Here is a 23,439-nt window from a genome sequence, read left to right on the forward strand (position 1 = left end):
TATGCAGGACGCATGACGGAGAAAGAGCGCGAACCGGCCGGGCTGCTCCTCGCCGCCGGGGGCGGCCGACGGCTTGGCGGGCGGCCCAAGGCGCTGCTGGAACACCGCGGGCGGCCGCTCGTCGAGTACGCGGTGGGCGTGCTGCGCGCGGCCGGCTGCGCCCGCGTCCACGTGGTCCTGGGGGCGCGGGCCGAGGAGGTGCGCCGGTGGGCGGAGCTGGGCGGGTGCGTGGTCGTGGAGAACCCGGCGTGGGAGGAGGGCATGGGGTCCTCGCTGCGGGCCGGGCTGGATTCGCTCGCCGGGACGGGCGCCGGGGCCGCCCTCGTCTCGCTCGTCGACCAGCCGGGGATCGGGGTGGAGGCGGTACGGCGGGTACTCGCCGCCTACGAGGACGACGGTTCGCTCGTGTCCGCCGCGTACGACGGGGTGCGCGGGCATCCGGTCCTGCTCGGCGCCTCGCACTGGGCCGGGATCGCCGAGAGCGCGAGCGGGGATCGCGGGGCCCGCGCCTACCTCCGGGCCCATCGGGAGGCGATCAGGCTCGTCGAGTGCGGGGACGTGGCACGGCCGTACGACATCGACACGGAGGCCGATCTGATCCACCTTGAGTGAGCGAGGTGGCACCCTGCGCCACCTTTGCTCGACCCGGAGAATCTCGACATCAACAAACCATTGAAGTTCCACGATGAGGAAACTAGTATCCACTGTTCAGAAGCACCCTGCTGCTCCCGGGGTGTTGCTCGCCGTACCCGGAACGACTGGCACCCGGTGCCACCGCTGAAGGAAGTGACAGCTCATGTCCACACCAGCGCCGTCCCCGCTGGCCATCGTCGACGCCGAGCCCCTGCCCCGGCAGGAGGAGGTCCTCACCGAGGCGGCGCTCGCCTTCGTGGCCGAGCTGCACCGGCGGTTCACGCCGCGCCGTGACGAACTCCTCGCCCGCCGCGCCGAGCGCCGCGCCGAGATCGCCCGCACCTCCACCCTCGATTTCCTCCCGGAGACCGCCGCGATCCGCGCCGACGACTCCTGGAAGGTCGCCCCCTGCCCCGCGGCCCTCGAGGACCGCCGCGTGGAGATCACCGGTCCCACCGACCGCAAGATGACCATCAACGCCCTCAACTCGGGCGCGAAGATCTGGCTCGCCGACTTCGAGGACGCCTCCGCGCCGACCTGGGAGAACGTGGTCCTGGGCCAGGTCAACCTCGCCGACGCCTACACCCGGAACATCGACTTCACCGACGAGACGTCCGGCAAGTCGTACGCCCTGCGCCCGAACGAGGAGCTGGCGACCGTCGTCATGCGCCCGCGCGGCTGGCACCTCGACGAGCGCCACCTGGTGGACGAGAACGGCGTCCGGGTCCCGGGCGCCTTCGTCGACTTCGGCCTGTACTTCTTCCACAACGCCCAGCGCCTGCTCGACCTCGGCAAGGGCCCGTACTTCTACCTCCCGAAGACCGAGTCGCACCTCGAAGCCCGGCTGTGGAACGAGGTGTTCGTCTTCGCGCAGGACTACGTCGGCATCCCGCAGGGCACCGTCCGCGCCACCGTCCTGATCGAGACGATCACGGCCGCGTACGAGATGGAGGAGATCCTCTACGAACTCCGCGACCACGCCTCCGGGTTGAACGCCGGCCGCTGGGACTACCTGTTCTCCATCGTCAAGAACTTCCGTGACGGCGGGGCCAAGTTCGTCCTGCCGGACCGCAACGCGGTCACGATGACCGCCCCGTTCATGCGGGCCTACACCGAACTCCTCGTCCGCACCTGCCACAAGCGCGGCGCGCACGCCATCGGCGGCATGGCGGCCTTCATCCCCTCGCGCCGGGACGCCGAGGTGAACAAGGTGGCCTTCGAGAAGGTCCGCGCCGACAAGGACCGCGAGGCGAACGACGGCTTCGACGGCTCCTGGGTCGCCCACCCCGACCTGGTCCCGATCGCCATGGAGTCCTTCGACAAGGTCCTCGGCGACAGGCCCAACCAGAAGGACCGGCTGCGCGAGGACGTGCACGTCGAGGCGGCCGACCTGATCGCCGTCGACTCGCTGGACGCGAAGCCGACGTACGCCGGTCTGGTCAACGCCGTCCAGGTGGGCATCCGTTACATCGAGGCCTGGCTGCGCGGTCTCGGCGCGGTCGCCATCTTCAACCTGATGGAGGACGCGGCCACCGCCGAGATCTCCCGCTCGCAGATCTGGCAGTGGATCAACGCGGGCGTCGAGTTCGAGAACGGCGAGAAGGCCACCCCCGAGCTGGCCCGCAAGGTCGCCGCCGAGGAACTGGACAGCATCCGCGGCGAGATCGGCGAGGAGGCCTTCGCGGCCGGCCACTGGCAGCAGGCCCACGACCTGCTGCTGACCGTCTCCCTCGACGAGGACTACGCCGACTTCCTCACCCTGCCCGCGTACCAGCAGCTCAGGGGCTGACCTCCTCCTGCGGGACCGCGTCCGAGTGGCCCAGGGACTTCCCCGGGGCCACTCGGTCGCGTACGGCCCTCTTCACCGCAGTCGGCTCGGGAAAGCCGTGTTCGCGGCGGTCCCAGACGACCTCGTCGTCCACCCGCACGACGAACACCCCGCCCTTGCCCGGCTTCAGCGCCAGCTCCGTCAGCTCCGCCTCGAAGGTCGTCAGCAGTTCCTGCGCCAGCCAGGCCGCACGCGGCAGCCAGCGGCACTGGGTGCAGTACTCGATCTCGACCCGGCCACTCATCCGAGGTGCACCGACCAATCCTGTTCGGCCGCGGGCTTGCCGTGCAGGTCGGGGACCTGCCGGAGCCACGCGGGGCGTCCTTGCTGGTTCCTCGCCGCCCGCTGGGCCTCCTCGGCGGCGAGTTCCTCCCTGCTGGGGAAGTCGGTGGGCAGCCACTGCCCCGAGGCCCGTACGCGCGCGTGCAGGTACGCCACATACGCCTCGCGCGCCTCGCCGGGCGAGGCGTGGTCGGTGAGCCAGGCGTCGGGGACCTCGGCGACGATCTCGCGCAGCAGTTCCTCGGTCACCTTCGGGGCGAGTTCGGCGTCGGCGGCGCGCAGGTCCGGGCCGTAGTGGCCGAGGGCGTGGTGGCGGAAGTCGTAGGCCTTGGCGGGGTCGGTGCCGTCCCAGCGGTGGTGGAAGACGAGGGCGGCGCCGTGGTCGATGAGCCACAGGCGCGGGGGCACGGTGCCGAGGGTGGGCCAGACCATCAGGTTGGAGCTGTGGACCGTGCGGTCGACGTTGACGGTCAGGGCGTCGAGCCAGACGATCCGTCCCGCCTCCAGGGGGTCCACCGGAAAGACCTTGGCGAGGTCCGGGGTGAAGTCCTTCGCGCCCGGCAGGTAGTCCATGCCGAGGTTGAGCCCGTTGCTCGCCGCATGGAGGTCGCGGACCTCCTGGTGCGGCTCGCCGTCGGCGATCGCCGGGTCGAAGTGCACGAGGACCAGCTCGGGGAAGCGCAGTCCCAGCGCGCGGGCCAGCTCGCCCACGATCACCTCGGCGACCAGCGCCTTGCGGCCCTGCGCGGAGCCGGTGAACTTCACGACGTACGTGCCCAGGTCGTCGGCCTCGACGACTCCGGGCACGGAGCCGCCGGACCGCAGTGGGGTCACGTATCGAACAGCAGTCACGTCGCGCAGCACACCCGCCAGGGTATGTCAGCGCTCATCCGGCCAGCGGGTTCGGCAGCGGCAGATAGCGGGCGTCCGCGCCGTCCGCGCCCGTCCAGCGCAGCAGCAGGTTGGTCTTGCCGGGCAGGGTCGGGGCGGCGAGGAGGGCGGTGACCTCGGGCAGGTCGTGGCGGGCGAGTTCGCGGCGGGCGGCGGGCCAGGGGTCGAGGCCGGGCCGGTGTTCGGCCAGGGCGCCCGCGACCTCGGTGAGGTGGTTGACGACCAGGCAGTACACCAGGCGCTCCCAGCCCGCCGCCCGGGACACCTCCGGCAGCAGTTTGACGCCCTCCGCGTCCCGGAACAGGGCCTGCACCGGAGTGCCGTCGGCGTCGACGGCGACCAGCGTGTTCTGCAGATGGGCCTCCAGTACGACGCCGTGCTCGGCGAACGCGGTCAGGGCCGGCGGCACGACGGCCCTCAGGTACGCCTCCCACCAGGCCGCCGGATCCCCTGCCGCCTGCAGCGGGCTGCCCGCGAAGCCCTCCACGAGACCGGCGGCGAGCAGCGGGGTCGCGCCGGGCAGCAGATGACCGCGCAGTCCGTCGCGGACCAGGACGGCGAGTTCCTCGAAGGCGAACGCGGCGGTGCGGTAGCCGCGGTCGCCCAGCCAGGCGGCCGGGCCGCCCATCGCGGCGAACGCGGCCGTGACGGCCGTGTCGGTCCGGCGCAGTCTCAGCAGGTCGTGGCGCCACAGCCGGCGGATGTCGTTGGTGATGCGGACGTCGAGGCTGAACTTCAGGAACAGGTCGTGCGCGGGGGCGTACAGCGTGCGGATCGCGGCCGTCGGCCAGACGTCGAAGCCGGTCGTGCCCAGCCGGACCAGGCGGCCGTCGGCGAAGGCGGGCGCGAGGTCGACGAGGTCGAGCTGCCAGGGGTGGGCCGGCAGCAGCCGGTAGCCGGGCGGTGCCTCGCCGAGCGCGTCCAGGGCCGAGGTGTCGCCCTCCTCGACGACCGTGTCCTCGCGCACGCCGAGCAGGACCAGCGGGAAGCGGGCGTGCGCCTCGGGGGCGTACGGCAGCCAGCCGGCGACCGGACCGCCACCGCGCGCCTTGGGCGCCGGGTGGTGGGGGTGGCCGGTGATGAGGGACTGCTCGGAGCGCAGGTACGGGTCCTGCGGCGCCGTCGCCCCGGCGCGGGCGGCGAGCAGCGCGGCCACGGCGTCCCGGCTGTCGATCATCTCGGCGGGCAGTTCGTGGTTGGACAGGCCGGTGTGCCGGCGCAGTTCCTCACCGACGAGCTTGACGAGTTCGGTGTGGCCGATGCGGTGCCAGTGCCCCGCCGCGAACACCTCGGGGCCGGCCGGACGCCGCTGGCCGCGCACCCGCAGCAGACGGCCGGTGCCGGGCAGCCGGTACGTGCGCATCGCACCGGCGTCCGGGCCCGGCCCCGTGGGCGCCCCGTCACGCGCGACGGGCTCCGCGACCTCACGCAGCAGACAGTTGAGGAGCGGCACGGCCGCGTACGCGTCGGCGCGGTCGGCGTCGTGGCCGGCATGAGGGGGGATGAGATCCACGCGATCCACTCGTTCCCTGAAGGTCCGTTCGGGAGAAGATGATCAGTATGTACGCCGTCGCGACCTGTCCGTGACGCCCTATTCGTACCCGAGGAGCACGCCCGTGGACCGTCCCCGTCCCGCGGAGACCGAGGTCGCCGACGAGCTGGCCGTCGTACGCCCCGGCCTGCTGCCACGGTACGCGGCCGAGCTGCCCGGTGCCCGGGCGGCCGTGCTGACCCGGCTGTGGCGGGCGCTCGCGCACGAGCCGCTGCCCTGGATCGCGGGGCGGGAGACCGGCCGGGAGGGCCTCACCCTGCGCCTCGGCGACGGCCGCCGACTGCACGGCCCGGCCGCCGACCCGTACGCGACCGACGCGTACGTCGGTGTCGTACGGCTCGACGGGACGGCGTACGACGATCCGGCGCGGCTGATGGCCGACCTCACCGTGCCGCACGGCACCGGCTTCGCGGCCGAGCTGGGGCACAGCGTGGCCTCGACGGCGCTGTCACGGGCCGATCGGGCGCCGCTCACGGACGCGTGGCCGACGACCGACTGGGAGTGGGAGCAGCGGGTGGTGGACGGGCATCCGTACCATCCCAACTGCCGTTCCCGGCCCGGCTTCTCGGTCGCCGAGCAGCTGGCGTACGGGCCCGAGCACCGGCCGGTGGTGCGGCTGGGGACGCTACCGGTGCGCCCGGAGGAGTGCCTGGTGACGGGGGTCTGGCCGGACGAACTGCGGGACGGGGGGCGGCTGTTGCTGCCGGTGCATCCGTGGCAGGCGGCGCATGTGCTCAAGCGGAGCTGCGAGGACGGGTCCGCCGCGCACCCGTTGATGTCGCTGCGCACGCTCGCCGTACCGGGCGGGCCGCACGTCAAGACCGCGCTCAGTGCCCGGCTGACGTCCTCGGTGCGGGACATCTCGGTCTACTCGGTGGGCCTGTCGGCGACCTTGTCGGCGTTCGGGCAGTCGCTGGCTGCGCGTTCGGGCGGCCTGTTGCACGTCACCCGGACGCTGTGCGCGGCGACTGCCGACTCGCCCGATCTCGCGGCCGTGCTGCGGGAGTCGCCGCAGACGTACGCGGCGACGGACAGGGGCGAGCGGGTGGTGCCGGTGGCCGCGCTGGCCACCACCGCACTGCCGTCGTCGCCGTCCTGGCTCGCCGAGTTCACCCGCCTCGCCCTCACCGTCGGCCTGCGCCTGCTGGAGCTCGGTGTGGCCCTGGAGGCGCACGGCCAGAACCTGCTGGTCGTGCTCTCCGACACGGGTGCCCCGCTGCGGCTGGTCTACCGCGATCTCGCCGACATCCGCGTCAGCCCGGCACGGCTCGCCCGGCACGGCGTCCCGGTCCCGGAGCTGAGCGGACGGGTCGTCACCGACGACGAGACCACCCTGCGGCGCAAGCTGTTCGGCTCCCTGGTCGCCGGCGCGCTCGCCGGTACGGCGGGGTCGACGGCCGCGCTGGGCGAGGCACTTGAGACGGCCGTACGGGATCTGCCGCGCACGCCGGACACCGTGAGCCTGCTCGAAGCGCCGATCCCGGCGAAGGCGTTGACGCTGATGAGGTTGTCACCGGGGACGCCCGGGGACCAGTGGACACTGCTGCCCAACCCCCTGCGCTGACCGGTGGTTTTGGATCACGGCCCATCTGATCAATAGGATCCGCCGATGATCAGAACACAACGGCTGGCGGCGGGAGTGTGCGCCCTGCTCGCCACCTTGGCGGCCGGGCTCGCCTTCCCGGCCGCGGCGGAGGCCGGCGAACCCACCGGCGGGGCGAACGCGAAGGTCGACCTCGTCCTCGACGTCAGCGGTTCCATGCGGACCCGGGACATCGACGGCGGCACGAGGATGGCCGCGGCGAAGCAGGCGTTCAACGAGGTCCTCGACGCCACGCCCGAGGACGTCCAGCTCGGCATCCGCACGCTCGGCGCCGACTACGCGGGCAACGACCGGCAGACGGGCTGCAAGGACACCGCGCAGCTGTACCCGGTCAGCACGCTGGACCGCACCGAGGCCAAGACGGCCGTTGCGACCCTCTCGCCGACCGGCTGGACGCCGATCGGCCCGGCGCTGCTGAAGGCCGCGGACGACCTCGCCGGCGGCGACGGCTCCAAGCGGATCGTGCTGATCACCGACGGCGAGGACACCTGCGCGCCGCTCGACCCGTGCGAGGTGGCCCGCGAGATCGCGGCCAAGGGCATCGGCATGACCATCGACACCCTCGGCCTGGTCCCGAGCACCAAGCTGAACAAGCAGCTCAGCTGTATCGCGGAGGCGACCGGGGGCACGTACACCTCGGTCGAGCACACCGACGAACTCACCGACAAGGTGAATCAGTTGGTGGACCGGGCCGCCGACCCGGTGGTGACGCCGGTGGCGACCGAGGGCGCCACGCAGTGCACCGACGCGCCGACGCTGAAGTCGGGTCTGTACACCGACCGCGAGGAGTTCGGGCAGCAGCGCTGGTACAAGGTGGACGTCGACCCGGGCAAGGAGCTGCGCGCCTCGGTGAGCGTGGCGGCGGACCGGGCCGTGAACCCGTCCTACGGTGTGCTGCTGCGCGCGGTCACGGTGCACGGCCGGGAGATCGTGCGGGGCGAGTCGGCGGGCAACGGCCGTACGGACGTGATCTCGACGGGGCTGCGCTACCCGAAGGCCGAGAGCGACGCGGACGACGCTCCCGCCGAGACGGTGTGCCTGCAGGTGACCAACTCCTTCTCGCCGGCCTCGGGCGTGAAGACCACGCCCGGTATGCCTCTCGAGCTGACGGTGGACGTCGTCGACGGCCCCTCGAAGGCGAGCGACGTGGCCTCGTTCGGTCTCGGGCGCGGCTGGTGGCTGCTGGGTGTGCTGGTGCTGGTCGGCTTCGTCGCCGGTCTGCTGTGGGGCTGGCTGTCACGCTGGCGGGTCGCGGTCTGGAGGACCAACTGATGCGGATCACACGGATGCTGGGAGCGGCGGCGCTGCTGTTCGGGCTGACGGTCACCCCGGCCGTCGCGGACTCCTCGCCCTCCCCGAGCGCCTCGGGCGACGACTCGGCGCCGACGTCGGCGGGCACGTCGTTCCGTACGGCGACCGAGGTCGACCAGGGGCAGCGGGCCACGGCGAGCGCCTCCACGAGCGACTACCTGTACTGGTCGTTCCCCGCGGACGCCGGACAACGGCCCACGGTCCAGGCGACGGTGAAGCTGCCGGCCACGCACGCGGCCCAGACCTGGCAGGTCGACGTCTACGACGGACTGCGCCGCCGCCAGTCCTGCCAGTACGGTGCGCAGACGCGCACGGCCGAACAGGGCTCGGCCACCGTCGAGTTGGCCTGCGTGCTGCGCACGGTCCGCGCCTGGTCGGAACCATGGGCCAACGACCCGCTGCCGGGCACCTACTACATCCGGCTGACGGCCCTCAACCTGACGACGGCCGACCTGGGCCAGCCGGTGAACGCCTCCGTGCGGGTCGGCTCCAAGGACATCGGCGGCTCGGCGGCGGTGGACGGCTCACTGGCGAAGCCGCTGGTGCCGGGCATCGCGGTGTCGTCCAAGTCCGACTCCGAGGACGGTGACACGTCGAAGGCAGCGGTGCTGTCCAGCATCGAGCCCGACGGCGGCTGGACGTCCGGCTGGTGGTCGGACCGCTGGGTGTGGACCGGGATCGGCGCGGTGCTCGCCGCGCTCGCCGGGATCGGCGGCTACGCGCTGACCCGCGGTTCGGGACGGCCCTCGCGGGTGCCGTCCGGGGCCTGACGGTCCGTCGAGGAGCCCGCCGTACTTCGCGTACGGCGGGCTCTTCTCATGCGTCCCGTCTCATGCGTCCCGCAGGGACTTGGCGAGCGTGCCGTCGCCGGTGACCGTGACGCGCCCGTCCCGCACCGCCTCGGACAGGCTCAACTCCCCGCGCGCGATGGCCGCACAGGTCCCGGCGTCCAGGACGAGCCGCGCGTCGGGCTCGCCGGGAGCGCGACCGTCGCCGTACACGGGACCTTCCTCGGCGCCGACGAAGAGGTGGAAGTCGCCCTCCTCCAGGCCGACTTCGACGAGCCCTTCGCCCTCCAGCGCCCGCAGCAGGGGAAGCGCGAACCAGTGGGCGCGCAGGGCGTCCGTGGGCCGCCGCTCCCCCAGTTCCCGCTGCCCCCACACCCCGAGCGCCTGCAGCACGGGCAGCAACTCGCTTCCACGCGGGGTGAGTTCGTAGACGTAGGCGGCGCCGGGCGGCGGCAGCCGGCGCCTGGTCGTCAGCCCGTCGCGCTCCATGTCCTTCAGCCGTGAGGCGAGTACATCCGTGCTCACGCCCGGCAGGTCCGCGTGCAGGTCGGTGTAGCGGCGGGGTCCGGCCAGCAGCTCCCGGACGATCAGCAGGGTCCAGCGGTCGCCGACGGCATCGAGCGCGCGGGCGGCGGAACAGTACTGGTCGTAGCTTCGGCGTCGTGACATGCGACGCAGTCTAGACATGTCATTGGACTTTCCAAGCACCCACTTGGTAAAACCAAGCAACACCAGATACCGGAGGGACGCATGGAGTTCCGGCAGTCGAACAAGCTCAGCGAGGTCTGTTACGAGATCCGCGGCCCGGTGATCGAGCACGCCAACGCGCTCGAGGAGGCGGGCCACAGCGTCCTGCGTCTGAACACCGGCAACCCCGCGGTGTTCGGCTTCGAGGCGCCGGAGGAGATCCTCCAGGACATGATCCGGATGCTCCCCCAGGCACACGGCTACACCGACTCACGCGGCGTCCTGTCCGCCCGCCGGGCGGTCGCCCAGCGCTACCAGACCCTCGGCCTGGAGGTGGACGTCGACGACGTGTTCCTCGGCAACGGCGTCTCCGAACTGGTGTCGATGGCCGTGCAGGCGCTGGTCGAGGACGGGGACGAGATCCTCATCCCCGCCCCGGACTTCCCGCTGTGGACGGCGGTCACCACGCTCGCCGGCGGCAAGGCGGTGCACTACCTCTGCGACGAGCAGTCCGACTGGAACCCGGACCTGGCCGACATGGAGTCGAAGATCACGGACCGCACCAAGGCCGTGGTCATCATCAACCCCAACAACCCCACCGGCGCGGTCTACCCGAAGGAGGTCGTCGAGGGCATCCTCGACCTCGCCCGTCGGCACGGCCTGATGGTGTTCGCGGACGAGATCTACGACCAGATCCTCTACGACGACGCCGTCCACCACTCCGCCGCGGCCCTCGCCCCCGACCTGGTCGTCCTCACCTTCTGCGGGCTGTCGAAGACCTACCGGGTGGCCGGCTTCCGCTCGGGCTGGCTGGTGGTGACCGGCCCGAAGCAGCACGCGAAGAACTACCTGGAGGGCCTGACCATGCTGGCCTCCATGCGCCTGTGCGCCAACGCGCCCGCCCAGTACGCCATCCAGGCCGCGCTCGGCGGCCGCCAGTCCATCCGCGAACTGACCACGCCGGGCGGCCGGCTGTACGAACAGCGCAACGTGGCCTGGGAGAAGCTCAACGAGATCCCCGGGGTGTCCTGCGTGAAGCCGAAGGGCGCGCTGTACGCGTTCCCGCGCATCGACCCCAAGGTGCACAGGATCCACGACGACGAGAAGTTCGTCCTGGACCTGCTGCTCCGGGAGAAGATCCAGGTGGTGCAGGGCACGGGCTTCAACTGGCCCGCCCCCGACCACTTCCGCATCCTCACCCTGCCCCACGCCGACGACCTGGAGGCGGCGATCGGCCGGATCGGGCGGTTCCTCAGCGGGTATCGGCAGTAGCGGCACCACCCTGCCGCCGCCCCTGCGCGCGCCGGTTGTCAGACCCTCGTCGTAGCCTTCGAAGCAGGTGGGAACAGGGGTCCGAGGCCGGGAGGGGTACGCCGTGACACGACTGCCGACCGCCGCGCAGCGGCGTGTCATCGACGCCGCCGATCCCGTCACCGGGCGGTTGAGAGGTACCGAGGCGCAGCTGGCGGCGCTGGTGAAGCGGGGGCTCGCGTTCCGGCACCCGCGGCCGCCGCACGACCACTTCCTGACTCCGGCCGGGCACCGGATACGCGACGCCGAGGAGGCCCCGGCCCCGGCGGAGTCCCGGGCGGCCGCGGGTGCCGGCGGCGGGTTCGCAGCGCGGGTCGGGGGCGAGGAGGACGCGCCGCCGACCGGTCCGGCCCGGGTCCGCGAGGTGCACAGCGCCTGGCAGGGGCTGCTGGAGCTGCGCCGGATGACCAACCGGGACGGCGCCACGGACCGGCCCTGCGACTGGGAGCGCACGCATCTGGTGCAGGCGGCCGCGCTGGCCCTGGAGGCGGCCGGGCACCGTCCGGCCGGGGCGGGCCCGGAGGGCTACCGGGTGCGCGCGACACCGCAGCCGGAGGCGGTCGCCGTGTACGAGCCGGCGGAGGAGGCCCGGCGGGCGTGCGCGGCGACGCTGGAGCGGGCGGGCTGGCAGGTGGGCGAGTACGCGGAGCCGCGCACAGGAAGACGGTATCTACTGGCCTCCCCGCGCCGGACGTGATGAACATGCCAAGATCAGGTGATCGTCACACCCGGCACGAGAGTCAGTACGCGAAGGGAACGCAGTGAGCGAGCCGTTTTCCGTCCCGGTGACCGTCCGCGGATACGAGACAGACGCACTGGGCCACCTCAACCAGAGCGTGTACCTGCAGTACGCGGAACACGCCCGTTGGTCCATACTCCAGGCCGCCGGAGTGGGCCCCGCCGAGCTGCTCGCCAAGGGCGTCGGGCCGGTGGTCCTGCGGACCACGATCGACTACCGGCGCGAGCTGCGTGCCGGCGACGAGGTCTCGGTGTCGTGCGGCTTCGAGTGGGGCGAGGGCAAGACGTTCCAGGTCGCGCAGACCATCACCAGGACGGACGGCACGGTCTCCGCCGAACTGCGGTCGGTCGGCGGCCTGCTGGACCTCAACGAGCGCAGGCTGGTCGCCGACCCGCGGGGATACTTCCGGGCGCTGACGAACCGGCCGGAGCTGTTCGGCCTCTGAGCCGGGGCCCGCGACGCCGAGCCTGTCCGAACGACAGGCCCTATGCCTACCGCTCCCGCACGTGCACGTGCCCGTCCCGGGGGAAGGCGGGCGGTGCGGCGGGCAGCAGCCCGGTGAGCTCGTAGCGGCACTTCCTCGCGACCGCGCAGGACGCCTCGTTGTCGGTCTGGTGGATGAGTTCGATGCGGGCGAGTCCGTCGTCGGCGAACACGGCGAAGGCCCACTCCGTCAGCGCCTCCAGGGCCCGCGGCGCGATCGCGCGGCCGCGGGCGCGGGCGCGGGCGGCGGTCCAGTAGCCGACCTCCGCCGAAGGGGCGCCGGGGGCAGGGCCTTTGAGGACCACGTGGCCGACCGGCTCGCCCTCTTCCGCGACGGCGAAGGCGAAACGCTCGCCGGTCTCCCAGCCGCGCCGCTGCTCCCGCACCCAGCTCGCCGCCCCGCTCTCGTCCTCGACGGTGAGGCTCGTCCAGCGCCGCAGGGCGTCGTCACCGCGCAGCGCGAGCAGCGCGGGGGCGTCGGCCGGTTCCCAGGGGCGCAGCACCAGCGGCGGAGCCGAGGGGGTGGCGGGCGCCGTCAGCCGTGCGGTGATCCTCTCCATGCGGGGAGCCTACGACGGCCCACTCGGGGCCAAGGCGGCCCCGGGGCCGAAATCGGATGCGGCCGGCCGCGCTCAGCTGCGATGATCCGCGGTCATGTCCGCACGTCGCGTCAAACCCAGTCGTTACATCTCCGTCGACATCGAGGCCGACGGCCCGATCCCGGGGCCGTACTCGATGCTGAGCCTCGGGGCCGCCGTCGCCGGGACGCAGGATGCCGACGGCTTCATCGCCGCCGACCCCGAGGAGCTGACCTTCTACCGCGAACTGCGGCCCATCAGCGAGGAGTTCGTGCCGGAGGCGCTCGCCGTCAGCGGGCTGGACCGGGAGCTGCTGAAGACCGAGGGAGCCGAACCGGCCGTGGCACTCGCCGAGTTCGGTCACTGGGTGCGGGAGGTCTGCGCCGGGGCGCAGCCCGTGATGTGCGGCTACCCGGCCCCGTACGACTGGACGTTCCTGTACTGGTACCTGATCCGGTTCACCGGTGCGAGTCCCTTCGGGCACTCGGGGTGCCTGGACATGAAGACGCTGTACGCGACGAAGGCCGGGCTGCCGCTGCGGGCGGTCGCCAAGGGAACGATGCCCCGGCATCTGCTCTCCCGCCGGCGGCACACGCACCACGCCCTGGACGACGCCGTCGAGCAGGCCGAGTTGCTGGCCAACCTCATGACCTGGCCGGGTCCGGCCGGGTCGGCACCGGAAGCTGGTTGAAGGCGTAGTACACGGCGAGCAGGCCGTGCGCGGCCAGGGTGAGCGGTGCCGAGACGAAGGCCAGGCCCACCGTGATCGGGTAGCCGAGGGAGCCGAGGGCGAAGCGGGCCCGGGTGGCGCGGGCCGCCGCGACGTCGACGCGGTCGTCGAAGAGATGGCCGGTGCGGGTCAGATGCCACCACAGGGCCTGGAAGGTGAGCGCCATCGCCACCATGACCAGGCTGTAGACGGCCGCGGCGACGTGCGAGGGCGCGTCCTCGCGCAGGTACCGCGCGAGCATCGCGGTCGGCCACGGCACTGCGGCCACCACCATCAGCAGGAGCAGGTTCAGGAACATCAGCGTGCGGTCGACGCGGGTGACGTATCCGAACAGCTGATGGTGGTTGATCCACATGATGCCGATCACCAGGAAGCTCACCACGTAGGCGGCGTAGGACGGCCACTGCGCGCCGAGGGCGTGCCACAGCCGGCCGTCCTCGCCGACCTCCGGAACCTTGATCTCCAGGATGAGCAGGGTGATGGCGATGGCGAAGACGCCGTCGCTGAAGGCCTCGACGCGGCCGGACTCATTCATGGGAGACAGCGTGCACCATCGCGGGTGCCTCCATCGGGTGTGTCACCTCCTGTGCGTCACGGCCGTTGCCGAGGTGGTTGAAGACCAGGTTCAGCACCACCGCGGCCACACAGCCCGTCGAGATGCCCGAGTCCAGCACGATCCGCGCCGTCTCGGGGAAGGCGTGGTAGAACTCCGGCGCGGTGATCGGGATGATGCCGACGGCGAGCGAGACGGCCACGATCAGGACGTTGTTGTCCTTGTCCAGGCCCGCCTTGACCAGGGTCTGGATGCCGCTGGCCGCGACCGACCCGAAGAGGACCACGCCCGCGCCGCCGAGCACCGGGCGCGGTACGACGGCGATCAGCGAGGCGGCCATCGGGCACAGCCCCATCAGGACCAGGAAGCCTCCGCCGGTGGCGACGACGTAGCGGCTGCGGATGCGGGTCATGGCGACCAGGCCGATGTTCTGGGCGAAGGCGCTGCACATGAAGCCGTTGAACAGGGGACTGAGGGCCGAGCCGAGGGTGTCGGCCCGCAGGCCGGCGGCGATCGTCCGCTCGTCGGCGGGGCGTTCGACGATCTCGCCGAGCGCCAGCATGTCGGCGGTCGACTCGGTCATCGAGACCACCATCACCACGCACAGCGACAGGATCGCGGCGAGGTGGAACTGCGGTACGCCGAAGTGGAACGGCGTCGGGAAGCCGATCACGTCCGCGTCCGCCACCGGGCCGAAGTCCGTGACGCCGAAGGGGATCGCGACCAGTGTGCCTGCGACCATGCCGAGCAGGACGGCGATCTGCTTGACGAAGCCCCGGGTGAAGCGGCGCAGGAGCAGCACGAGCAGGAGCGTCGCGGCGGCCAGGGTCAGGTACTTCGCCGAACCGTAGTCCCGCGCACCGGGGTTGGGTCCCTGCGCCCAGCCGAAGGCGACCGGCAGCAGGGACACCCCTATCAGCGTGATGACCGTGCCGGTGACGACGGGCGGGAAGAAGCGGACCGCCTTGCTGAAGAAGGGGGCGGCGACGAACCCGAGGAGGCCGGCGACGATCACCGCGCCGAAGATGACGGGCAGGGCGTCGGTCTTGTCCTTGGTGGAGGCGACGACCGCCGTCATCGGGGCCACCCCGGCGAAGGTGACGCCGTTCACGAAGGGCAGCCGGGCCCCGATCTTCCACACCCCCAGCGTCTGCAGGAAGGTGGCGAGGCCGGCGGTGAAGAGGCAGGCGCCGGTGAGGAAGGTGAGGTCGGTGGCGGAGAGGCCCATGGCCGCGCCGACGATCAGGGGCGGGGCGACGACTCCCGCGTACATGGCGGCCACGTGCTGCAGACCGGTGGTCGCCATTTTCAGGGCGGGGAGTTTCTCGTCGACGGGGTGGGCGGACACGGGCGGCTCCTCCGGGCGGGTAACACGTCGGCTCTGACGTGGGTTTCAGGGAGGTGGTGCTCGCGGTCGTGCGGGACCGGGACGGCCGTTCCGGGCAGGGGGAACGGTGACCGTTCCGGGGCGCACGCGTCCACGCGCGCCCCGGAGCCGGCCGCCAGGGACCACTGGGGTCCACGGCTACCGGCCGGGAGCCGTCCCTCCCGGCCGGAGATCAAGTGCCGTGCGGTGAAGCGGAGTTACTGCGCGGCGATCCGCGCCAGACGCTGGGCCTGCTCGCGGGTGGAGCGGGCGATCGCGTCCTCGTCGACGTGCAGCAGGCGGTTGTGCTCCACGATCTGACGGCCGTTGACGAAGGAGGCGGTCACCGGGGCCGCCGCGCCGAAGACCAGGGCGGTGACCGGGTCGGCGATGGAGGCGTGGGCGAGGGTGTCCATCCGCCACAGCACCAGGTCGGCCAGCTTGCCGGGTTCCAGTGAGCCGATCTCCGTTGCGCGGCCCAGCACTTGGGCGCCGCCGTAGGTGCCGAGGCGAAGGGCCTGCCGGGCGTTGAGCGCGGCCTCGCGGTGGGCGCCGAGGCGGTTGATGAGCAGGGCGTTGCGCAGTTCGGTGTGCAGTTCGCCGGACTCGTTGGAGGCCGTGCCGTCGACGCCGAGGCCGACCGGGACGCCGGCCGCCAGCATGTCAGGGACGCGGGCGATGCCGGCGGCCAGGCGGGCGTTCGACGAGGGGCAGTGGGCGACACCGGTCTTCGTACGGGCGAAGGCGGCGATGTCGGAGTCGTTCATGTGGACGCAGTGCGCCATCCACACGTCCTCGCCGAGCCAGCCGGTGGACTCGAAGTAGTCGGTCGGGCCCATGCCGAACAGTTCGTGGCAGAACTTCTCCTCCTCGACGGTCTCCGAGCCGTGGGTGTGCAGGCGCACGCCGAGGCGGCGGGCCAACCGGGCTCCCTCACGCAGGAGTTCGGTGGAGACGGAGAAGGGCGAGCAGGGGGCCACGGCCACCTGGGTCATCGCGTCGAAGGAGGCGTCGTGGTGTTCCTTGACGGTCGCCTCGGTGGCGGCGAGGGCGCCTTCGAGGGTCTCGACGGCGAAGTCCGGGGGCAGGCCGCCGTCCTTCTCGCTGCGGTCCATGGAGCCGCGGGCGAGGGTGAAGCGGACGCCCGTCTCGCGGGCGGCGCGGATGATGGCGCCGGACAGGTCGCCGGAGTCCTTGGGGAAGACGTAGTGGTGGTCCATGGCGGTGGTGACGCCGCCGCGGGCCATCATCGCGAGGGAGCCCTGGGCCGCCGCGTAACACATCTGCTCGTCGATGCGCGCCCACGTCGGGTACAGGGCGACGAGCCAGTCGAAGAGGTTGTGGTCGGTGGCCAGGCCCCGGGTGATCCACTGGTAGAAGTGGTGGTGGGTGTTGACCAGTCCGGGGGTGACGAGATGGCCGGAGGCGTCGATTCGGCGTTCGACGTTCTCCAGGCCCTCGGGGGCCCTGCCCGCGCCGAGCGTCTCGATGCGGTTGCCGGCGATGACGACGTGCCCGTGCGCGTACTCGGTGTCGTTCGCGTCGACGGTCGCGATCGCACAGTTCTCGATGACAATGCGCCGGTCTGCTGCCATGATTCGTCCTTTGCGCTTCGGTGGAGAGGGCACGGCAGGACCCCGGGTGATTTGAGTGCCGCGGCCGGTTCGAGTACCTCACCGGCCGCGGGTGCCGCGTTGTGCAGTTCTTACAGGTTGGTGAGGTCCACCGGGATCTTCGGCTCGCAGCCGTCCCGGAGGATCGTCGCCTCGATCAGGCCGTAGGGCCGGTCGGCGGCGAAGTAGACCTCGTTGTCGTTCTTCAGCCCGAAGGGCTCCAGGTCGACGAGGAAGTGGTGCTTGTTCGGCAGCGAGAAGCGGACCTCGTCTATCTCGCTGCGGTTGTTGATGATCCGCGAGCCCATCTGGTACAGCGTCTGCTGCAGTGACAGGGAATAGGTCTCGGCGAAGGCCTGGAGCATGTGCTTCCTGGTCTGCTCGTAGGACTTCTCCCAGTTGGGCGCCTTCTGCTCGTCGTCGGTCCAGTTGAACCGCCAGCGCGCCGAGACCGAGGTGGCCAGGATGCGGTCGTAGGCCTCCTGGAGCGTCGTGTACTTGTCCTTGACGTAGCCCCAGAACTCGGAGTTGGTCGAGTTCATCACCGTCAGGTCCTTCAGCCCCGATATGACCTCCCACGACGAGCCGTCGTAGGTGATCTGCGTCAGCCGCGTCTCCTGACCCTTCCTGACGAACGAGTGCTTGACCTCGTCCGCGCCGATGAACTGCGAGTTGGCGTCGGAGGCCGCGATCCGCTCCCAGGCGTACTCCTCGATGCGGATGCGGGCCCGGTGGATGGGCTGTTGCGAGGTCACGAAGTGCCGGGCGAGGTGGATGCCGAACTGCTCGGCCGACTCGATGCCGTGCTCCTTGGCGAACGCGAACACCGTGTTCTTGGTGGTGTCGGTCGGCAGGACGTTGGCGTTGGAGCCGGAGTAGTGGACCTCGTCCATGTCGCCGGAGAGGGCGACGGAGACGTTGAGGTCCTTGATGTGGTGGGTGGCGCCGTCCCGCGTGATCTTCACGACTCGGTTCTCGGCCTTGCCGTACTGGTTCTGTCCCAGCATCACCGGGTGGGCAGGGCGGGAATTGACGGTCATTTAGCTAGCTCCCTCGGTAAACGGAGTAGCCGAACGGGTTGAGCAGCAGCGGTACGTGGTAGTGCTCGCCCGGCACGACGGCGAACGTGATCGCCACCTCCGGGAAGAACACACCGGGTCCGCTGTCCCGATTCGCGGGGGCGTCCTGCTGCGCATCGGCTTGCTTCTTCTCGAAGTACGGCTCCACGGCGAAGTCGAGCCGTACGTGGGTGGTCCCCTCCGGCAGCGCCGGCAGGTCCTTGCACCGCCCGTCCGCGTCGGTCGCCGAGCCGCCGAGGGCCCGCCAGTCCGCCTCGCGCCCGCTGCGGGCGGAGAGCCGGACGGCGACCGCCTCGGCGGGGCGGCCGACGCTGGTGTCCAGGATGTGGGTGGACACGGAAGCGGTGGTGCTGGTGCTCATGGGTCAGGCGTCCTCTTCGACGAGTCGTGCCAGTCGGATGCGGTTGATCTTGCCGAGCTCGGTACGGACGATCTCCCGCTCCCGCTCGGGCGAGTTGCCGAGCCGCTCGGCGACCGCGTCACGCATCTGCTCGGCGGTGCGGCCGGTGGCGCAGATCAGGAAGACGTGGCCGAACCTGTCCTGGTAGGCCAGGTTCAGTTCGAGCATCTGCGCCCTGAGCTCCTCGGAGGCGCCGGCCATGCCGCGCTGTTCCCGGGCGGAGGCCGGGTCGCCCGGCTTGGGGCGGCCGATGGGCGGGTGGCCCGCCATGGCCTCTTCCAGGTCGGCGGTGGTCAGCTCGGCCATGGCGGCGTCGCTGGCGGCGTACAGGTCGTCGGTGGTGGCGTAGGGGCGGGCGGCCAGCACCCGCTTCGCCCAGGCGGTGGAGGCACACACCTCGTGGAGGGCGGCGTGGGCCGCGGGCTCCTGAAGTGCGTTGAACCGGGCCAGGCCCGGGGGCGTGGAAGTCGAAGTCACGGGAGCCTCCGTGGCCGCGAAGGGCCTTCGTGCTGAACGGGCTGCGGAACAGCTAACGCCTTGCGGCGACAAGCCGTCAACACTTTGTTGAAAATTCGGCGTGACAAACCCGTGAAACGGGCCCGGGCCCAACCGAGGGTGGGCCCGGGGCGGTGCCGGGCCGAGCCCGGAGTCGTGCCGCAGCCGAGCCCCGGGCGGTACTCAGCCCTGCTTGTCGCGGTTGAGGTAGTTGTAGACCGTGAACCGGCTGACGCCGAGCGCACTCGCCACGGTCTCCACGCCGTGCCGCACGGAGAAGGCGCCGCGCGCCTCCAGTATCCGTACGACCTCCTGCTTGGCCTTGCGGTCCAGGTCGGCCAGGGGCTTGCCCTGCTTGCGCTCCATGGCGGCCAGGATGTGGTCGAGGGAGTCCGCGAGCTGGGGCAGGCGTACGGCGACCGCGTCGGCGCCCTCCCAGGAGAGGACGACGTCGTCGGGGCCGGCCTCGTCGGGCGGCAGCATCTCCCCGCCCATGGCGTCGACCAGCGGTTTCACGGCCGTGATGAACGGTTCGTCGCCGGTGCCGGTCACGCCCCGCCCTCCCCGATCACGTTGAGCTGCAGGGTGACGCGGGTGGCGCCGGCCTCGAGGGTCCTGCGCAGCAGGGCGTCCACGGCCGTCAGTACCGCGTCGGCGCCGCCTTCCGCCGTGTTGCCGAAGGGGCCGACGTCCACCGCGTCCAGCTCGGCGGCCTCGACGACCTCGCGGGCGACGACAGCGTGCGCGGGGGCCTCGTCGAGGTCGAAGGGCTCGGTCGTGAACTCCACTTTCAATCGCACGCGCTCAACCTAACGCGCCGCACGGCCTTTCGGGCAGCCCTCCCGGTCACCGCCGCCCCCCGCGCAGAAAGCCCCGCAGCCGGCGCTCCGGCCAGGTGTTGATCACGTCGTCGGCGGTGAGCCAGCCGCGCTGGGCGGTGCCGATGCCGTAGCGCATGTTGGCCAGGTGCGGCACGGCGTGGGCGTCGCTGTTCACGGCGAACTTCACCCCGTACCGCCTGGCCCGCAGGATGTCCTCGTCGCGCAGGTCGAGGCGGTCCGGGTGGGCGTTGATCTCCAGGGCCGTAGCGGTGCGGGCGCAGGCGGCGAAGACCGCGTCGAGATCGGCGTCGATGCCGGGCCGTCTGCCGATGAGGCGGGTGGTGGGGTGGCCGATGATGTCGACGTACGGGTTCTCGCAGGCCCGCACGAGCCGCCGGGTCAGGGCGTCCGGGTCCTGGTTGAAGTGCGAGTGGACCGAGGCCACGCACAGGTCGAAGCCGGCGAGGAAGTCCGCGGGCCAGTCCACCTCGCCGTCCGCCCCGATGTTCAGCTCGGCGCCGTGCAGCAGCCGCATCCCGCCGTGGGCGCGGTCCAGCGCGCGCACCCGCTCGCGCTGGGCGAGCATCCGCTGGTCGGTCATGCGCTGCATGGCCATGTCGGGGCCGTGGTCGGTGATCGCGTAGTAGGCGTAGCCGCGCGCGGCGGCCGCCTCGACCATCTCCTCCAGCGGGGCGAGGCCGTCGGTGAGGTCGGTGTGGCTGTGCAGGTCGCCGCGGAGGTCGGCCTCGGTGACGAGGTCGGGCAGCTCGTCCCGGAGCCCTGCCTCGATCTCGCCGCGGTCCTCGCGCAGGGTCGGCGGGATCCACGGCAGGCCGAGCCGGGCGTACACCGCGTCCTCGGTCTCGGAGACGATCCTCTCGCCGGTCTCGGCGTCGAACAGCCCGTACTCGGAGAGCTTGAGCCCTTGGTGCACGGCCCGCTCGCGGGTGCGGATGTTGTGGGCCTTGGAGCCGGTGAAGTACTGCAGGGCGGCGCCCCAGGAGTCCGGCGGCACGACGCGCAGGTCGACGTCGAGCCCCATCGCGGTGCGCACGGAGGTCTTCTTCTCGCCCGTGCCGATGACCTCGGTGACGTACGGCAGCGCGGTGAACGCCCGCATGAGCGGCAGTGGCCGGAGCGCGGCCACGAGGACGTCGATGTCGCCGATGGTCTCCCGGCACCGGCGCAGCGATCCGGCGTACGCGCAGCGCAGGCAGCCGTCCACGGCGGACAGCGCGGCGACGATGTCGTCGGCGAGGCTTGTGGCGACGTCGAGCCGGACGCGCCCGCCGGCGGACCGCAGGAGCTCGATGCCGTGGAGGATGTTCTGCTCGGTCTTCGGCCCGAAGCCCTTGAGATCGCGCAGCCGCTCCCGGTGGATGGCGTCGGCCAGTTCGTCGACCGAGGAGATCCCCAGCTCCTCGTAGACGGCCATGGCCTTCTTCGGGCCGAGGGTGGGGATGGCGGTCAGCCGGCGGACCCCGGCGGGGATCTTCGCCCGCAGTTCCTCCACGGCCGTGACGCTGCCGTGGTCGAAGTACTCGCGGACCTTCTGGGCGATGGACTTCCCGACGTTCGGGATCTGCTGCAGGCCCTTGAGGTCGAGGGTGGCGACGTCCGCGTGGTGGCCGCCGACCGCCCGCGCGGCCTTCTCGTAGACGCGCGCCCTGAACGCGTCTCCGCCGGTGATCGAGATCAGGTCGGCGTACTCCTGGAGCAGCGCGGCGACCTCGTCGTTGGACCGGGCCACACCCCCAGAGTACTTGACAGCCCTCCCCCGCCACAGGCAGTCTTCCGTTAAGCAGAAACGAACTTCCGCAATACGGAACCACTCGACACGGAAGGGAGCGCCGACCCGCATGGGATTCGCAGAGCAGCGCTTCAACGTCAACCTGTCGATCCTCTTCACGGAACTCCCGCTCCTGGAGCGCCCCGCGGCCGCCGCCGCGGCCGGCTTCTCGGCGGTCGAGCTGTGGTGGCCCTGGGTCGACTCCCCCACCCCCGAGCAGTCCGAGCTCGACGCCCTGAAGGGGGCGATCGAGGACGCGGGCGTCCAGCTCACGGGCCTGAACTTCTACGCCGGACAGCTGCCGGGGCCCGACCGCGGCGCCCTGTCGGTCCCGGGCGAGGAGTCGGAGCGGTTCCGCGCCAACATCGACGTGGCCGCCGCCTTCGCCGCCTCGCTGGGCTGCCGGGCGCTCAACGCGCTGTACGGCAACCGCGTCGAGGGCGTCGACCCGGCCGAGCAGGACGCGCTCGCCCTCCGGAACCTGGTGCTGGCGGCCCGCGCGGCCGACCGGATCGGCGCGATCCTGCTGATCGAGACCCTCAACAAGCCGGAATCGCCGCTGTATCCGCTGGTGAGCGCCCCCGCCGCGATCGACGTCGTCGACAAGGTCAACGCGGCGACGGGGCTCGGCAACGCGAAGTTCCTCATGGACCTCTACCACCTGTCCATGAACGGCGAGGACCTGCCGGCGGTGATCGAGCGGTACGCCGCGAAGACCGGCCATGTGCAGATCGCCGACAACCCGGGCCGCGGCGCCCCGGGCACGGGCTCACTGCCCCTCGAAGACCTCCTCGACCGGCTGAAGAAGGCGGGTTACGACGGCTGGATCGGCCTCGAGTACAAGCCGGGCGACCGCCCGAGCGCCGAGGCCTTCGACTGGCTGCCCCGCTGACCCCCGCACCGAAAGGCAATTCCGAATGAGCAACACGCTTCCCAAGATCGCCTGGATAGGCCTCGGCATCATGGGCTCCCCCATGTCCGAGAACCTGATCAAGGCGGGTTACGACGTCACCGGCTTCACCCTGGAGCAGGACAAGCTGAACCGGCTGGCCGCGGCCGGCGGCACCGCCGCCGGCTCGATCGCCGAGGCCGTCCGCGACGCCGACGTGATCATCACGATGGTTCCCGCGTCGCCGCAGGTCGAGGCCATCTCCTACGGCCCCGACGGCATCCTGGAGAACGCCCGCTCCGGCGCGCTGCTGATCGACATGTCGTCCATCACCCCGCAGACCTCCGTGGACCTCGCGAAGGCCGCCGCGGACAAGGGCGTCCGCGTGCTGGACGCGCCCGTGTCGGGCGGCGAGGCCGGCGCCGTCGAGGCCGTGCTGTCCATCATGGTCGGCGGGGAGCAGGCCGACTTCGACCAGGCGAAGCCGATCTTCGAGGCGCTGGGCAGGACGATCGTGCTGTGCGGTCCGCACGGCTCGGGCCAGACCGTGAAGGCGGCCAACCAGCTGATCGTCGCCGTGAACATCCAGGCGTGCGCCGAGGCCGTCGTCTTCCTGGAGAAGTCCGGCGTGGACCTGACGGCCGCGCTGGACGTGCTCAACGGCGGCCTCGCGGGCTCGACCGTGCTGACGCGCAAGAAGGACAACTTCCTGCAGCGCGACTTCAGGCCCGGCTTCCGCATCGACCTGCACCACAAGGACATGGGCATCGTCACCGACGCCGCCCGCAACGTCGGCGCCGCCCTGCCCGTCGGCGCCGTGGTCGCCCAGCTCGTCGCCAGCCTGCGCGCGCAGGGCGACGGCGGCCTGGACCACTCGGCGCTGCTGCGGGCCGTCGAGCGGCTCTCCGGCGCCCAGGTCTGACCCGGGGCGTCACCGAAGCTTCCGGGCGGCGCCGCCGCCGACATCTGTCCTGTCGCGCCCAGGCGGGGGCGCCGCCCGGAAACCACTTCAACAAAC

Annotated in this window: 25 protein-coding genes; 11 read left to right on the forward strand and 14 right to left on the reverse strand. The window is 71.6% G+C overall.

What is annotated here, in order from left to right; genetic code table 11:
- Window positions 1-12: 12 nt before the first annotated feature.
- Window positions 13-612 carry an NTP transferase domain-containing protein gene (locus ACIGDI_RS18035; protein WP_399897307.1) on the forward strand — a complete coding sequence of 200 codons (600 nt, stop codon included), beginning with the start codon at window positions 13-15 and terminating at the stop codon, window positions 610-612.
- A gap of 184 nt (window positions 613-796) precedes the next feature.
- On the forward strand, window positions 797-2,422 hold the full coding sequence (gene aceB, locus ACIGDI_RS18040; protein WP_399897310.1) for a malate synthase A: 1,626 nt from the start codon (window positions 797-799) through the stop codon (window positions 2,420-2,422).
- Here aceB and ACIGDI_RS18045 read toward each other — a convergent pair.
- Genes ACIGDI_RS18045 through ACIGDI_RS18055 form a run of 3 tightly spaced genes read right to left on the reverse strand, consistent with a single transcriptional unit; the run spans window position 2,412 to window position 5,156 of the window.
- The gene (locus ACIGDI_RS18045; RefSeq protein WP_399897313.1) at window positions 2,412-2,705 is read right to left on the reverse strand and encodes a SelT/SelW/SelH family protein; all 294 of its coding nucleotides are present in this window, start codon (window positions 2,703-2,705) and stop codon (window positions 2,412-2,414) included. The genes aceB and ACIGDI_RS18045 overlap by 11 nt on opposite strands.
- On the reverse strand, window positions 2,702-3,607 hold the full coding sequence (locus tag ACIGDI_RS18050; protein ID WP_399897316.1) for a HipA family kinase: 906 nt from the start codon (window positions 3,605-3,607) through the stop codon (window positions 2,702-2,704). Before ACIGDI_RS18050 ends, ACIGDI_RS18045 begins: the two co-directional genes overlap by 4 nt.
- Before the next feature lie 22 nt (window positions 3,608-3,629).
- Window positions 3,630-5,156, reverse strand: a complete 1,527-nt coding sequence (locus tag ACIGDI_RS18055) for an IucA/IucC family protein (protein WP_399897319.1) — start codon at window positions 5,154-5,156, stop codon at window positions 3,630-3,632.
- 94 nt (window positions 5,157-5,250) lie between these two features.
- Here ACIGDI_RS18055 and ACIGDI_RS18060 point away from each other — a divergent pair, with 94 nt between their 5' ends.
- Genes ACIGDI_RS18060 through ACIGDI_RS18070 form a run of 3 tightly spaced genes read left to right on the forward strand, consistent with a single transcriptional unit; the run spans window position 5,251 to window position 8,870 of the window.
- Window positions 5,251-6,750, forward strand: a complete 1,500-nt coding sequence (locus ACIGDI_RS18060) for an IucA/IucC family protein (protein WP_399897322.1) — start codon at window positions 5,251-5,253, stop codon at window positions 6,748-6,750.
- Window positions 6,751-6,795: 45 nt separating this feature from the next.
- Window positions 6,796-8,061, forward strand: coding sequence for a VWA domain-containing protein (locus ACIGDI_RS18065; RefSeq protein ID WP_399897325.1), 1,266 nt, complete (start codon window positions 6,796-6,798; stop codon window positions 8,059-8,061).
- Window positions 8,061-8,870, forward strand: a complete 810-nt coding sequence (locus ACIGDI_RS18070; RefSeq protein ID WP_399897328.1) for a hypothetical protein — start codon at window positions 8,061-8,063, stop codon at window positions 8,868-8,870. Before ACIGDI_RS18065 ends, ACIGDI_RS18070 begins: the two co-directional genes overlap by 1 nt.
- Window positions 8,871-8,930: 60 nt before the next feature.
- Here the strand turns inward: ACIGDI_RS18070 and ACIGDI_RS18075 are convergent, their stop codons facing one another.
- A complete protein-coding gene (locus ACIGDI_RS18075) occupies window positions 8,931-9,557 on the reverse strand; it encodes a winged helix-turn-helix transcriptional regulator (protein ID WP_399897331.1) in 627 nt (208 codons plus the stop codon).
- An 81-nt stretch (window positions 9,558-9,638) separates the two neighbouring features.
- Between ACIGDI_RS18075 and ACIGDI_RS18080 the strand changes: the two genes are divergently transcribed.
- From ACIGDI_RS18080 to ACIGDI_RS18090, 3 genes are all read left to right on the forward strand, one after another.
- Complete coding sequence (locus ACIGDI_RS18080) at window positions 9,639-10,847, forward strand: pyridoxal phosphate-dependent aminotransferase (RefSeq protein WP_399897334.1); 1,209 nt, start codon at window positions 9,639-9,641, stop codon at window positions 10,845-10,847.
- Between the two features lie 103 nt (window positions 10,848-10,950).
- The gene (locus ACIGDI_RS18085) at window positions 10,951-11,583 is read left to right on the forward strand and encodes a hypothetical protein (RefSeq protein WP_399897337.1); all 633 of its coding nucleotides are present in this window, start codon (window positions 10,951-10,953) and stop codon (window positions 11,581-11,583) included.
- A 64-nt stretch (window positions 11,584-11,647) separates the two neighbouring features.
- Entirely contained in the window at window positions 11,648-12,070 is a 423-nt protein-coding gene (locus ACIGDI_RS18090; RefSeq protein WP_399897340.1) for an acyl-CoA thioesterase, read from the forward strand.
- Window positions 12,071-12,116: 46 nt separating this feature from the next.
- On the opposite strand, the gene ACIGDI_RS18095 is transcribed toward ACIGDI_RS18090, so the two are convergent.
- Window positions 12,117-12,668 (reverse strand): GNAT family N-acetyltransferase, encoded by a 552-nt coding sequence (locus ACIGDI_RS18095; RefSeq protein WP_399897343.1) that lies wholly within the window; start codon window positions 12,666-12,668, stop codon window positions 12,117-12,119.
- A gap of 94 nt (window positions 12,669-12,762) precedes the next feature.
- Between ACIGDI_RS18095 and ACIGDI_RS18100 the strand changes: the two genes are divergently transcribed.
- The gene (locus ACIGDI_RS18100) at window positions 12,763-13,377 is read left to right on the forward strand and encodes an exonuclease (protein WP_399897346.1); all 615 of its coding nucleotides are present in this window, start codon (window positions 12,763-12,765) and stop codon (window positions 13,375-13,377) included.
- Here ACIGDI_RS18100 and ACIGDI_RS18105 read toward each other — a convergent pair.
- From ACIGDI_RS18105 to polX, 9 genes are all read right to left on the reverse strand, one after another.
- Complete coding sequence (locus ACIGDI_RS18105) at window positions 13,331-13,951, reverse strand: TMEM175 family protein (protein WP_399897349.1); 621 nt, start codon at window positions 13,949-13,951, stop codon at window positions 13,331-13,333. The genes ACIGDI_RS18100 and ACIGDI_RS18105 overlap by 47 nt on opposite strands.
- Window positions 13,944-15,317: a nucleobase:cation symporter-2 family protein gene (locus ACIGDI_RS18110; RefSeq protein ID WP_399897352.1), complete on the reverse strand. Its 1,374-nt coding sequence runs from the start codon at window positions 15,315-15,317 to the stop codon at window positions 13,944-13,946. The genes ACIGDI_RS18105 and ACIGDI_RS18110 overlap by 8 nt, the downstream gene beginning before the upstream one ends.
- A 236-nt stretch (window positions 15,318-15,553) precedes the next feature.
- Entirely contained in the window at window positions 15,554-16,930 is a 1,377-nt protein-coding gene (locus ACIGDI_RS18115; RefSeq protein ID WP_399897355.1) for an 8-oxoguanine deaminase, read from the reverse strand.
- Between the two features lie 110 nt (window positions 16,931-17,040).
- Complete coding sequence (gene pucL, locus ACIGDI_RS18120) at window positions 17,041-17,988, reverse strand: factor-independent urate hydroxylase (RefSeq protein WP_399897358.1); 948 nt, start codon at window positions 17,986-17,988, stop codon at window positions 17,041-17,043.
- Window positions 17,989-17,992: 4 nt separating this feature from the next.
- Window positions 17,993-18,388, reverse strand: a complete 396-nt coding sequence (uraH, locus tag ACIGDI_RS18125; protein ID WP_399897362.1) for a hydroxyisourate hydrolase — start codon at window positions 18,386-18,388, stop codon at window positions 17,993-17,995.
- 3 nt (window positions 18,389-18,391) lie between these two features.
- A complete protein-coding gene (gene uraD, locus ACIGDI_RS18130; RefSeq protein ID WP_399897365.1) occupies window positions 18,392-18,904 on the reverse strand; it encodes a 2-oxo-4-hydroxy-4-carboxy-5-ureidoimidazoline decarboxylase in 513 nt (170 codons plus the stop codon).
- A 201-nt stretch (window positions 18,905-19,105) separates the two neighbouring features.
- On the reverse strand, window positions 19,106-19,474 hold the full coding sequence (locus tag ACIGDI_RS18135) for a helix-turn-helix domain-containing protein (protein WP_399897368.1): 369 nt from the start codon (window positions 19,472-19,474) through the stop codon (window positions 19,106-19,108).
- On the reverse strand, window positions 19,471-19,722 hold the full coding sequence (locus tag ACIGDI_RS18140; protein WP_399897371.1) for a hypothetical protein: 252 nt from the start codon (window positions 19,720-19,722) through the stop codon (window positions 19,471-19,473). The genes ACIGDI_RS18135 and ACIGDI_RS18140 overlap by 4 nt, the downstream gene beginning before the upstream one ends.
- Window positions 19,723-19,768: 46 nt before the next feature.
- Window positions 19,769-21,493 carry a DNA polymerase/3'-5' exonuclease PolX gene (gene polX / locus ACIGDI_RS18145; RefSeq protein ID WP_399897375.1) on the reverse strand — a complete coding sequence of 575 codons (1,725 nt, stop codon included), beginning with the start codon at window positions 21,491-21,493 and terminating at the stop codon, window positions 19,769-19,771.
- Between the two features lie 109 nt (window positions 21,494-21,602).
- On the opposite strand from polX, the gene ACIGDI_RS18150 reads away from it, so the two are divergent.
- A complete protein-coding gene (locus tag ACIGDI_RS18150; RefSeq protein WP_399897378.1) occupies window positions 21,603-22,424 on the forward strand; it encodes a TIM barrel protein in 822 nt (273 codons plus the stop codon).
- 25 nt (window positions 22,425-22,449) lie between these two features.
- Entirely contained in the window at window positions 22,450-23,343 is an 894-nt protein-coding gene (locus tag ACIGDI_RS18155; RefSeq protein WP_399897381.1) for a 2-hydroxy-3-oxopropionate reductase, read from the forward strand.
- Window positions 23,344-23,439: the final 96 nt, after the last annotated feature.

The organism is Streptomyces sp. NPDC085900, from assembly GCF_044540925.1.
In the GTDB taxonomy this organism is placed as follows: domain Bacteria; phylum Actinomycetota; class Actinomycetes; order Streptomycetales; family Streptomycetaceae; genus Streptomyces; species Streptomyces gilvifuscus.